The following is an 11,843-nucleotide window of genomic DNA, read 5'->3' as shown; positions in this document are numbered from 1 at the left end:
TTAGCCCGCGCCGAATGTGTCCCCGACGAATTGTGTCAAATCACCCATTTGATTGAGGGCCATGCCTGCAACGCGCGGAGATTTACCACCTTTCGGAGCTATTGCAGACGTGAAACCAAGTTTTTGGGCTTCTTTCAACCTGTTTTCTGTCTGACTGACCGGTCTGAGGGCGCCAGACAGGGAAATTTCGCCGAAAACAACGGTTTCTGCGGGGATGCTGGCGTCCTCTCTGGCAGAGAGTAACGCTGCGGCAACGGCCAAGTCTGCGGCGGGTTCGCTGATTTTCATGCCACCTGCGACGTTCAGATAGACATCAAGCCCGGTGAATGGAATGCCACAGCGGGCTTCCAGAACGGCGAGGATCATCGCCAGACGGCTGCTGTCCCAGCCCACAACCGCGCGGCGTGGTTGCGCATGCGGAGAAGGCGCAACAAGCGCCTGTAGTTCCACCAGAACCGGGCGAGTGCCTTCGATGCCCGCAAAGACCACCGAACCGGGGGCGGGGGTTCCGCGTTCGGATAGGAACAGTGCTGAGGGGTTCGTTACCTCGGCCAACCCACGACCCGTCATCTCGAAAACGCCAATTTCATCGGCTGCCCCAAACCGGTTCTTTACGGCACGCAAGACCCGGAACTGATGCCCACGTTCGCCTTCGAAGTAAAGCACCGTATCGACCATATGTTCGACAACACGTGGCCCAGCGATTTGGCCATCTTTGGTGACGTGGCCAACGAGAATGACCGCCATATTTTTGCGTTTGGCATAGGACGTCAGTTCATGCGCAGCCGCACGCACTTGACTGACTGACCCCGGCGCGGACCCGACCGTATCTGACCACATGGTTTGTATGGAATCGATAATCGCCAATTGCGGCTTTTCCTGATCCAACGTGGTCAAAATATCGCGCAGGTTGGTTTCAGCGGCCAATTGCACTGGCGCGTCTGTCAGTTTCAAGCGCTGCGCCCGCATGCGCACCTGCGCGCTGGCTTCTTCGCCAGAAACGTAAATCGTTTTCAACCCCTTACGGGCAAACTGGGCAGCCGCCTGCAAAAGCAAAGTGGATTTACCGATGCCCGGATCACCGCCGACCAGAACCGCCGATGCAGGGACCAAACCGCCGCCAAGCACGCGATCCAATTCATCTAATCCTGACAGAGTTCGAGGCGGCGGTGTCTCTTCTGTGCGTAGATCCGTCAGCGTGATGCTTTTGCCCTTGCTGTTGCCCAACGTTGCCGCGCTAGGACCTTTCGAAATACCGGTATCTTCGCTGATGGTATTCCATTCACCACAGCCATCACACCGCCCGGACCATTTGTTAAAAACCGACCCGCAGGCCGAACACGAAAAAGAGGTTTTTGCCTTTGCCATGTTCTCGTTTTACCCCTTATTCTGGGCGCGTCAAATGGCTAATGGCCAAGGAGGCAAAAATGCAGCCTGTAAACAGATAAAGACCCCAAGCTGTTTCCACATGACCCAGCCCAACCCCTTTGACGATGACGATGTAGAGCGCGATCAGAAAAACGTCTGCCATGGCGAGTTTCCCCATGATTTCAAAGAGCAGCTTTGCGCGGGGTGGAGTAAGATGAAAGTGGATTAGGGCAAGACCGATTGTTTTTCCGATGGGCGCAAGCAACGCGAAAACGGTCACAACAGCGGCAAGCAACAGATCGCTTTGAAAAAGCGCGACAAGGCCTGACATCACCGAAATTTCAGATAGCCCGAATAGTGGCAACAGTCCCGCGCGCATCAAGGGAGCGAACCAGCTGACAGGAAATAGGATCAGCAACAACAGGTTGAGATAGCGCAACATGACCTAGCGCTTAGCGCAAAACCTGCGCCTTGTCTTCGATCAGTTTGAAAGATCGCAACCTGCCGCGTTTTAGCTTAAGCGTTTCGGTGGTCGGGAATCTTTCAACGCATGCTTGCCGTTTTTAGCGCTTTTTGAGTCAAGCTTCACAACGGTCGGATCGCCGTCCAATTCGTAGCCAATACGTGGCAACAGCTCCATCAGATCAGCTTCAAGGCGGCTGATATGTTGAGACGCGAGTCGTTCTTCGGCCTCGACGTCTTCGACCCAGCGTCGCAATTCGTCACAGGTTTGGCGCGCAGCGGCAAGCCGGTCTTCAAGCCGGTGCGCTTCTTCCTGACGCTGTTTTAGGAACTGCATTGCCCGTTCCACCTTTTCATCAGAGTAGGTCTCGGCAAGTGAGCGTGACTGATAGGACATCTGCGCGGCAAGCTCTAGGATTTCGGGCTCCAGGTCACCCAAATCAGGGTGGTCGCGCAGGTGAATCAGACGTTCGCGCACGGCATCAAACTCATCCGAAAGGCCAAATGCGCCTTTGCGATCCGCGCGGTGACTGACTTGGTAAGCCTGTGCAACATCTTGCATCTTAACGGAAAATTTACGATGTGACGTTTCAAGCTGCATGATCCGTGCGTTTGCCGGAAGAAAAACGCACAATCCAATCGAAAGCACGGTCAAGCCGACTTGAACATAGCGTCCGGCGTCGTCAATTGTGTTTGTCCCAATTGTCAAATCCATCCCCAACCAAGGCAAAATGCCGAAAGTCGCAAGCGCTGTCCAAGCCAGCATGGCAAGCATGGTGACGACGAGTGCGGCAAGAGTGAGAGTCTGCAGAAGGCGCACTGAGGTCAGTGCTATACTATTAATCGCGGTACCCATTATGTTTCTCCCCTTAAGGTAGACATGATCACACGGGTATTATGTTTTGTTAAGACAATTTTCCGTGCGATTACAAACGTCTGCAGGGAGCAATTGGTTCCACGTTGCGACACGATAAGCGCGAGGCCGAAAAAACTATCGCACGGCCTCAATCGGACCTTCGGCGCGGCCGTGGATGAATTGATCCAGATAGGGATCGCCACTTTCGTCCATTTGCGCGATGGGACCAGTCCATTTGATGACCCCGTCATGTAGCATCGCAACTTTGTCTGCGATGGCGCGCACAGAGGTCATATCGTGGGTGATGGTCATTGCTGTCGCGCCCATTTCCACAACAATTTCCCGGATCAAGTCATTGATAACGCCAGACATAATCGGGTCGAGGCCCGTCGTTGGTTCGTCAAAGAAGATGATCTCTGGTTCAGCCGCAATGGCGCGGGCAAGGCCGACGCGTTTTTGCATGCCACCAGAAAGCTCAGAGGGAAATAGGTCTGCCACATCGGGCGTTAGCCCGACGCGGCGCAGCTTTTCTATCGCGATCTCACGCGCTTCGGCTTTGGGGCGTTTGAGGCTCCCGCGGAGCAATCGGAAGGCCACGTTTTGCCAGACGGTCAGGCTGTCAAACAGCGCGCCGCCCTGAAACAACATGCCAAAACGGGCCAGAAAGGCGTCCCGGTCGCGGCCGATCTGGGCATGCGTTACGTCCTGTCCGTCGACAGAAATTTTGCCCTGATCTGGGGTCACCAGACCAAGCACAGACTTTAGCATCACCGACTTACCTGTGCCTGACCCGCCAATAATCACCATGGATTCACCCTTGGGGATGGTCAGGTCGACGCCGCGCAGAACGCGTTTGGGGCCAAAGGATTTATGAACAGCTTCTAGCGTAATCATGAGGCGAAAAATACCGAGGTCAGAAGGAAGTTGGCGGCTAGGATCAGCACCGCTGCGGCCTGAACGGAGGCTTTGGTGGCTTGCCCCACACCTTGTGCACCACGGCCAGACTGCATGCCAAAATAGCAGCCCATTGTGGCCGCGATACCACCGAAGGCGCAGCCTTTGACCATGGAGCTGAAAATATCTGAGAACTCAAGGAAATCGACGGTGTTCTTAATGTAACTCGCGGGGTTAAAACCAAGTTGCTGTGTCCCGACGATGTAGCCGCCATAGATCCCGATGATGTCGCCGATCCCGACCAAAAGCGGCACAACGATCAACGCTGCCAGCACGCGCGGGGCAGTCAGGTATTTCATCGGGTGAGTCGAAAGCGTCACAAGCGCGTCGATCTGCTCTGTCACCTTCATGGTTGCAATCTCTGCCGCGATGGAACTTGTGACGCGGGCGGCGATCATCAGGCCGACCAGCACCGGGCCAAGTTCGCGGACCATGCCGATAGCAACGATCTGCGGCACAACGGCTTCAGCCGAGAACCGAGCGCCGCCTGCATAGATTTGCAAGGCCAGCGCACCGCCGGTGAAGAAGGCGGTCAGACCTACAACCGGCAATGACAGCCAGCCGATGTGCAATAGCGCGGTCAGGAACTCGCGTAGGTAAAACGGAGGACGAAAGACATGTGTCAGCCCGTCAAAGGCAAAAATCGCCACGCGGCCTGTCACGGCCAGAAACGCCAGCACCGCCCGTCCAAGGTGCGCCAAAGGTGTTGTCAGCGCCGTCATGCGACGTAGCGCCGGGTGTAGCGCGCCCCAAGAGAGGTCAGGATTTCATAACCGATCGTACCAGCAGCCTCAGCCAGCATATCAACCGTTTGCTCTGGCGTCAGGATATCCAGGGTCAGCGGATCATCATCCAGATGAGAAACATCCACGCCAATCATATCCATGGAAATTCGTCCAATGACAGGGCAGGCGACATCGCCATGAAAGACCTTGATGTTTTCCCCCATAATACGGGGCAGCCCATCGGCATAACCAGCGGCAATGGTGGCCACGCGACTTGGGCGTTGTGCGGTCCAAGTGTTTGAATACCCAACGGTTTCACCCACATCGACATCGCGGCATTGGATCACAGGCACCGTCACATGGGCGACAGCTTCGGCATCGTCAAATGGAAAACCGCCATAAAGACCAACACCGGGGCGGGTGAGGTCAAAGTGATAGTCTTTGCCCAGCAAAATTCCCCCAGTCGCCGCCAAACTGCGTGGCGCCGTCACGCCTTCGGTCATTTCGGTAAAAGCCTGCAACTGCTGGACGTTCATTGGGTGATCTGGCGCGTCGGCACAAGCGAGGTGTGACATGATCAGTGTTGGGTTCTGACCTTCTGCGATCTCTCGCACAGCAGCCCATTCAGCCGCTTCCATCCCGAGGCGGTTCATACCTGTGTCAAGCTGCACGCCAAAAGGTCGTCCAGGTAGGCTTTCAACATGGCGCAGCATCTGATCGATGGAATTCACCATCGGTGTCAGCTGCAGATCGTTGATCATATCGGTGTCACCCGGCATATGACCTGAAAACACATTGATTTCTGGCCCCGGACCTAGTGCTTGGCGCACCTCGGCGCCTTCCTCGGTCGCGGCGACAAAGAATTTGCGCACACCCGCATGCGCCAAAGCCTGCGCCACGCGCGCTGCACCAAGACCGTAGCCATCGGCCTTGATCACCGCAGCAGTTTCACAGTCTGTTTTTGCGTCCAATGCCTGCCAGTTCCGCACCAGCGCAGCAAGATCAATCGTAAGGGTTGCAGTAGCCATGCGGGTTAGTTGAAGCCTAGCAGAGGGTAGGTCAAGAGGTGGCTTGGGATTTGGGTGATTTTTAAGTGGGCGTGGCCATTTTTCAGATTAGCCTGCAAGCCTTTTCATTTCTGATAAAGCCCGTTCGATGGCTTCTTTCGCTTGCTTGACCCGCTGACGTCTTAACGCGGCGCTTACAATTGGGTAGGCGTCCGGGTTTTCCAAATCAGTGGTGTCAAAGAGTTGCGGCAATTCAGGGCAATAGCGCTCTTTGATCGCCTCGTTGCTTTCCGCAAAGCGCGCCATCAATGCTCTGCGTTCATCGAGTGCATAGCAATCACCGCTTCTGATGGCGCCCTCTGGGCGTATCCGCCCAAGTGTTCGGATTACCTGCCGCGTGTTAATATCGGCTTCGGACCGTCTTAGTCGGCCAAGCTCCTCTGTGACCTCTTTGCTCAATGTCGCGTTTGAGGCAGGGTTTTCAAAATTTCCAACCAACTCGTCTGGTATTTCACAAAGAGCAGCAAAGTCCCTTAGGACGTTACCACCTGGAAACTGGGCGCGCTCGAAAGGACGGACCACAATGTTATTATCTCCAAATACTTCGGAAAATCGATCTAGCTTCGATTTGAAATTCAGGGATTTGTGTTCGGACACATACTCTTGTGGTGTGCCTTGAAACCGCCCATTCTTAACGCGTTGCTTCCACATTGCTTCGGCGTATTTATCTTGCCGGCGCAAATAAACGACGACGCGCGTGTCTTTCAAAAGCTCTGATGGAAAATTGGCTGCAAAATAGTCGGCGATAAATCCTCTGAAGAACATCTCTGAGGAAATGACATTGACTTTGCCCTTATGTTGTTCGATTTCCGCAATAAGTCTTTTCGCCATCCCGGGCCCGCGACCTTTGCGGATCATCGGGATCATGGCGTTATGCGCGATGTGTGTGCGGCCCGTGTGCAGGTAGTGAAAACCGGCGTCTCCCAATGCTTCGTTTGCGGACTTTAGGAAGCTTTGGATGGTCGTGGTGCCGGTTTTTTGGAGGCCAACGTGCAAGATAAGACGCGGCCTCTTTGTTGGCGCCATTAATACTCCGGTTCTTGCTGCCAAGGTTTCACCAAGTTGCCAAAGCGGGTGAAGCGGCTTTCAAAGCTCAGGTCGACGGTGCCAATCGGGCCGTGGCGCTGTTTGCCGATGATGACTTCGGCCTTGGCGTGCAGGCGTTCCATCTCTTCCTGCCAGGCAGCCATTCTCTCTAGATCATGTTCACCGGGTTTTTCACGCTCTTTGTAGTATTCTTCGCGGAAGACGAACATCACAACGTCAGCATCCTGTTCGATCGATCCTGATTCCCGCAGGTCAGACAGTTGCGGGCGTTTGTCGTCGCGGCTTTCGACGCCACGAGACAGCTGGGACAGTGCGATCACCGGGATGTTCAACTCTTTGGCGATGGCTTTCATCCCCATGGAGATCTCACCGATCTCTTGCACCCGGTTGTCCGCTGTGCCGCGGCAGAGCTGCAAATAGTCGATGATCAACAGGTCCAGACCATGCGTGCGCTTGAGGCGGCGCGCGCGCGCTGCCAACTGCGCAATCGGTAGCGCTGGCGTGTCATCGATATAAAGCGGGCAGGCCTCTAGCGCTTTTGCGGCATCGACGAAACGACGGAACTCTTGTTCGGTCATGTCGCCGCGGCGGATCTGTTCCGAGGGCACTTCGGACGCCTCGGACAGAATACGCGCGGCAAGCTGCTCAGAACTCATCTCAAGTGAATAAAACCCGACCACACCACCTTGAATGGTCCCTTCGGTCCCATCCGGACGAATGCCCTTCTTGTAGGCCTTGGCGACGTTAAAAGCGATGTTGGTTGCGAGCGAGGTTTTCCCCATCGAAGGGCGTCCCGCGAGGATGAGCAAATCGGACGGGTGTAAACCACCCAGTTTCTTGTCCAGATCGATCAACCCCGTGGAAACGCCGGCAAGACCGCCATCGCGTTGGTAGGCTGCGTTGGCCGTATTTACCGCTTGTGTCACCGCTTTCAAGAAAGAGACGAAACCACTGTCGGTCTTGCCCTGCTCAGACAGTTTATAAAGTGCCTGTTCTGCCTGTACGATTTGCTCGCGTGGTTCCTCGGCCACATCCATGGTCTGCGCGCGGCTGGAAATATCGTGTCCCAACCCGATCAGTTCCCGGCGAATGGCCATATCATAGATCATCTGGGCATAGTCTTTGGCCGCGTAGGCAGAGATCGCAGAGGCGGCCAGCCGTGCCAAGTAAGCGGGACCGCCAAGTTCTTTCAGACCTTCGTCGTCTTCCAAGAACGCCTTGAGGGTCACTGGCGACGCCAGATTGTTCTTTGCGATACGCGCGGCGGCGACTTCGTAAATCCGGGCATGGACCGGATCATAGAAATGCGACGCGTTAATAACAGACGCCACACGATCGTAGATATCGTTATTGGTTAGGATCGCACCCAGAAGCTGCTGTTCGGCTTCGATGGAGTGCGGCATTGGATCGCCGTCTTGCGCCTGTCCACCATTGATGGCCTCGGGGACACCGGATTTTATCGTTGCTAGCTCGTTCATACTGCTCCCCGGATTTTTTTTGCGCGGGTCTTGTTTTATCCGCGTGCCCCCAACGAGGCTTTGATAGCGGGTTTTTGGGCGTCCTCAAATCTGGAAATCTCTGTGAATAACCCGAGGACGAATCTGTGGACTGATCCGCTGCTTGGTAGAGCAACGGTAATCTTTGTCTATATTTGGTAGTCATTTGGTCTGCTTGGGCCAGATGTATCACATACTCGGCGATTCGAATCAATCGAACCGCCAAGTTGTGCACAAGCTATCCACAGCTTTAATCTTGCTTATTGGCTTCTTGCCACGCGCGCGGATCGTTCAGGAAGGTTTCAACCTCGTTTAAGGTTTCGGCATCAAAGGCTTCCTGAGCGCGGGCTTCGGCCAGAACATCCCACCAAGTGCAGAGGTAGTGCAGTTCAACCCCATGATCGCCCAGTGTTTTGGTCGTTTCGGGGAAGATGTCGTAGTAAAAAATCACTGCCGTATGGCCACAGGTCGCGCCGGTTTCGCGGATTGCATCCACAAAGGACAGTTTGGAGCCGCCATCGGTGGTCAGGTCTTCCACCAGCAGGACACGCTGGCCTTCACTCATGTCGCCCTCAATCCGCGCATTGCGGCCATACCCCTTTGGCTTTTTGCGCACATAGGTCATGGGCAGGGCCATACGTTCGGCCACCAATGCCGCGAATGGAATGCCCGCTGTTTCGCCACCCGCGATATTGTCAAAGGCTTCAAAGCCTGCGTTGCGCATCACAGTCACGGTCATAAAATCCATCAACGTACTGCGGATACGCGGATAGGAGATCAGCTTGCGGCAGTCGATATATGACGGGCTTGGCAGGCCAGAGGCCAGAATGAATGGCTCTTTGGTGTTGAAGTTGACGGCCTTGATCTCCAGCAGCATGCGCGCGGTCAAACGGGCGATTTCTTCTTTTGTGGGGTAGCTGGTCGGGATCATGGTGCGTTCCTTTGGCGGTGTGGGCGTGGCAGCGTTGATGTTTGAGTATTTTGGGAAAGATGAAAGGGCTCAGGTCACATCCCAAAAGACGGGAAAGCCTGGATCAAAGACGGTAACGGGGCCGTCTCCGCTTTCGATTTTCTCTGGAAAGACAGTTGCGGTCTCGTTTTTGGTCAGGGTGATCGTGTCTTCATTCACAGGCAGGCCGTAGAAGGCCGGGCCGTGTTTGGAGGCAAACCCTTCGAGTTTGTCGAGCGCGCCGTCTTCCTCAAAGACATGTGCCAGCAGCGCCATCGTGTTTGTCGCCGTAAAGCAACCGGCGCAGCCGCAGGGCAGCAGTTTGTTGGCGTCCGTATGAGGCGCAGAGTCTGTGCCAAGGAAGAAGGTCTTGTCGCCCGAGGTGGCGGCCTCTCGCAAAGCCAGACGGTGCTGTTCGCGTTTTGCAACTGGCAGGCAGTAGTAATGCGGTTTGATCCCACCGGCGAGGATGTGGTTGCGGTTGATGATCAAGTGGTGCGTCGTGATCGTTGCGCCCAAGTTGTCGCCGCCCGATTTCGCGTAATCGACGCCGTCTTTGGTGGTGATGTGTTCCATCACAACACGCAGTTCGGGCGTTGCTTTGCGAATTGGATCCAGCACACGGTCAATGAACACTGCTTCGCGATCAAAGATGTCAACATCGTGGTTGGTGACTTCGCCATGCACACACAGTGGCAGGCCAATTTCGGCCATGGTTTCCAGCACCGGGCGGACCTTGTCAAAGTTCTGCACGCCGGACGCAGAGTTTGTGGTCGCGCCAGCCGGGTAAAGCTTTACCGCTTTCACAAGACCCGACGCATGTGCCGCAGCAACGTCGGCGGGGTCGGTATCTTCGGTGAGGTAAAGCACCATCAGCGGTTCAAAGGACATGTCATCAGGCAGGGCGGTCATAATGCGGTCTTTGTAAGCAGCGGCCTGCGCGCCTGTCACGACCGGCGGCACGAGGTTTGGCATGATGATCGCACGCGCAAAATGGCGCGCGGTTTCAGGCAGCACCGCTTGCAACATAGCGCCATCGCGCAGGTGCAGGTGCCAATCGTCGGGGCGGGCAATCGTCAGGCTTTGGGTCATGCCTTGCCGATTACACCGGTTGGCGGATCGGTTCCAGAGGGTTTGCAGCGCTGGTCAAAGAAAAAGCCCGTCGATTAGGGCGGGCTTTGATACCGGTTATCGCTAAGTCTTAGAAAATGCCCTGACAGACAATCATAATCGCCCCGGCCAGCACCACGTAAACGCCATCCAGCACAATTGCGGCTGTGGTTTTCTGCGAAAACGCGTCTTGCGCCATCACCATCGCGGATGTTGCCAGAATGGCAAAGATTGCCGTGAACAAAGCGCTGGTCTGTGCCGTTACGCCAACCACAAGTGCCAGCAGAAACAGGCCGACAACTTGCAGAACCATGGCCATCATCGGCATGCGCTCTGGTGGTTCGCTGCTGATACGAGAGCCCTCGGCCCAAGTGACGCGGATCGGTTTGACGCTGTAATAAACCCAACCCGCGATAAAAGCTGCGACCGTGCCGACCAGAACGGCTGTCCAATTCAGTGCTTCGGTTTCCATGATTGTCCCTCCGGTGCTGGGTTAGGCCGTTAGTGTTTCGTCAAGCGTTGCCAGGATCTGTGTCCAGCCGCCCTGATGGTTGTCGCGCTTCTCTTCGTCATAGAAGGTCACGTGGGTCAGCGTGATATGGCTGCCGTCGCCTTCTGGCCGGATGTCCAGCGTGACTTCGGATTCCGAAGGTGAAAAGGCGCTTTCCCAAGTGAATACAATCTGGCTGTGCGGATCGATTTTTTTGTAGGTGCCGCGATGGGGGAGATCCTGATCTCCGGCCTTCATAATGATTTCAAAGCCACCACCTTCGCGGGCATCGTTTTTTACGTCCGGCGCACCCATGTCCGGGCCAGGGCGCATGAACTTTGCCAGCATCTCTGGGTTCAGCCAGGCATTGAATACTTTCTCAGGGGCAGCAGCGATCACGCGGTCCACCGAAAGGCTCAGGTCGGTTCTGATGTCAGTCGTCGTCATTGGCAGTCTCCATTGTCAAAATTTGATCCAGCGCTTCAAGGCGCATGGCCCAGATCGAACGCAACTCGTCAAACCACATGTCGATGAGGCGCAGGGGCTCCATCTGCACTTCGATGATGTGCTCGCGCCATTCGGTGCGGCGCACAACAAGCCCGGCCTTCTCCAGCACCTTGATGTGTTTGGAGACGGAATTGAGGCTCATGTCGAAATGCGTGGCCAAGGCGGTGACACGGCTAGGTCCATGCTGTGCGAGCAGCGTCAGCAGGGCGCGACGTGTCGGGTCGCTGGCGGCCTTCATGATTTCTGTGAGCTGGGTCTGATCCTTTCGTTCAACCATATGGGTGAATAACATGTGAGTCGCATTCAGTCAACCAAAAGGGTGAATGAAAGTGGAGCATCCGAAAATTCTCCTTGAGGTTGCGTTGTTTTCGAGGGAAGTTCGATCTGCAGATTAGGGGAGGGGCTGACCATGCACAGCGGGCAATGTGAATGCGGTTCTGTACGTTTTGAGGTGAAAAATCTGAGGTCAACCGTGACCGCCTGCCATTGCGGCCAATGTCGCCGCACAAGCGGGCATTTCTGGGCCTCTACAACGGCCTCAAAAGATGATTTCACCTTTGTCAGTGATGAAGGGCTGACTTGGTACAAATCCTCTGACTGGGCAGAGCGCGGGTTCTGCGCGAAATGCGGCTCAAGCCTGTTTTACCGCATGTTGAAAGAAGACCACATGTCTGTCGGGGCAGGGTGTCTTGATGATTCAAGCGACCTGACCATGGGGCGGCATATTTTTGTGAAGGACAAAGCGCCTTACTATGAGATCACCTGTCAGGCGCCGCAGATCGACACCTATTGACGCCGTTTTTGGCAAATTG

The 11,843-nt window shown here is 55.3% G+C and carries 14 protein-coding genes; 1 reads left to right on the top strand and 13 read right to left on the bottom strand.

Translation table 11 applies throughout. From position 1 onward, the window contains the following. The 13 genes from radA to BUA39_RS01825 all read right to left on the bottom strand — a co-directional run bounded on the left by radA (position 1) and on the right by BUA39_RS01825 (position 11,323). Positions 1 to 1,368 carry a DNA repair protein RadA gene (gene radA, locus BUA39_RS01885; protein WP_072790156.1) on the bottom strand — a complete coding sequence of 456 codons (1,368 nt, stop codon included), beginning with the start codon at positions 1,366 to 1,368 and terminating at the stop codon, positions 1 to 3. A gap of 16 nt (positions 1,369 to 1,384) precedes the next feature. Next, positions 1,385 to 1,810 carry a paraquat-inducible protein A gene (locus BUA39_RS01880; RefSeq protein ID WP_072790153.1) on the bottom strand — a complete coding sequence of 142 codons (426 nt, stop codon included), beginning with the start codon at positions 1,808 to 1,810 and terminating at the stop codon, positions 1,385 to 1,387. Positions 1,811 to 1,879: 69 nt separating this feature from the next. Further along, entirely contained in the window at positions 1,880 to 2,686 is an 807-nt protein-coding gene (locus BUA39_RS01875; protein ID WP_072790150.1) for a hypothetical protein, read from the bottom strand. 135 nt (positions 2,687 to 2,821) lie between these two features. After that, entirely contained in the window at positions 2,822 to 3,580 is a 759-nt protein-coding gene (locus tag BUA39_RS01870; RefSeq protein ID WP_072790147.1) for an ABC transporter ATP-binding protein, read from the bottom strand. After that, on the bottom strand, positions 3,577 to 4,362 hold the full coding sequence (locus BUA39_RS01865; protein WP_072790143.1) for an MlaE family ABC transporter permease: 786 nt from the start codon (positions 4,360 to 4,362) through the stop codon (positions 3,577 to 3,579). Before BUA39_RS01865 ends, BUA39_RS01870 begins: the two co-directional genes overlap by 4 nt. Beyond that, entirely contained in the window at positions 4,359 to 5,393 is a 1,035-nt protein-coding gene (alr, locus tag BUA39_RS01860; protein ID WP_072790140.1) for an alanine racemase, read from the bottom strand. The genes BUA39_RS01865 and alr overlap by 4 nt, the downstream gene beginning before the upstream one ends. 87 nt (positions 5,394 to 5,480) lie before the next feature. Further along, positions 5,481 to 6,299 (bottom strand): hypothetical protein, encoded by an 819-nt coding sequence (locus BUA39_RS01855; RefSeq protein ID WP_131814556.1) that lies wholly within the window; start codon positions 6,297 to 6,299, stop codon positions 5,481 to 5,483. Between the two features lie 158 nt (positions 6,300 to 6,457). Continuing rightward, complete coding sequence (locus BUA39_RS01850) at positions 6,458 to 7,957, bottom strand: replicative DNA helicase (protein WP_072790133.1); 1,500 nt, start codon at positions 7,955 to 7,957, stop codon at positions 6,458 to 6,460. Positions 7,958 to 8,225: 268 nt separating this feature from the next. After that, the gene (locus BUA39_RS01845; protein WP_072790129.1) at positions 8,226 to 8,906 is read right to left on the bottom strand and encodes an orotate phosphoribosyltransferase; all 681 of its coding nucleotides are present in this window, start codon (positions 8,904 to 8,906) and stop codon (positions 8,226 to 8,228) included. A 69-nt stretch (positions 8,907 to 8,975) separates the two neighbouring features. Continuing rightward, the gene (gene pyrC, locus BUA39_RS01840; protein WP_072790126.1) at positions 8,976 to 10,016 is read right to left on the bottom strand and encodes a dihydroorotase; all 1,041 of its coding nucleotides are present in this window, start codon (positions 10,014 to 10,016) and stop codon (positions 8,976 to 8,978) included. A gap of 109 nt (positions 10,017 to 10,125) precedes the next feature. Beyond that, positions 10,126 to 10,506, bottom strand: a complete 381-nt coding sequence (locus BUA39_RS01835) for a DUF1761 family protein (protein WP_072790122.1) — start codon at positions 10,504 to 10,506, stop codon at positions 10,126 to 10,128. A gap of 21 nt (positions 10,507 to 10,527) precedes the next feature. Beyond that, positions 10,528 to 10,971, bottom strand: coding sequence for an SRPBCC family protein (locus tag BUA39_RS01830; RefSeq protein ID WP_072790119.1), 444 nt, complete (start codon positions 10,969 to 10,971; stop codon positions 10,528 to 10,530). Further along, positions 10,958 to 11,323, bottom strand: a complete 366-nt coding sequence (locus tag BUA39_RS01825; protein ID WP_242648526.1) for an ArsR/SmtB family transcription factor — start codon at positions 11,321 to 11,323, stop codon at positions 10,958 to 10,960. Before BUA39_RS01825 ends, BUA39_RS01830 begins: the two co-directional genes overlap by 14 nt. A gap of 117 nt (positions 11,324 to 11,440) precedes the next feature. On the opposite strand from BUA39_RS01825, the gene BUA39_RS01820 reads away from it, so the two are divergent. Further along, positions 11,441 to 11,824, top strand: coding sequence for a GFA family protein (locus tag BUA39_RS01820; RefSeq protein WP_072790116.1), 384 nt, complete (start codon positions 11,441 to 11,443; stop codon positions 11,822 to 11,824). Positions 11,825 to 11,843: the final 19 nt, after the last annotated feature.

Origin of the sequence: Cognatishimia maritima (assembly GCF_900129685.1) — a bacterium.
Lineage (GTDB): Bacteria > Pseudomonadota > Alphaproteobacteria > Rhodobacterales > Rhodobacteraceae > Cognatishimia > Cognatishimia maritima.
This window is presented reverse-complemented; position numbering and strand designations above follow the sequence as displayed.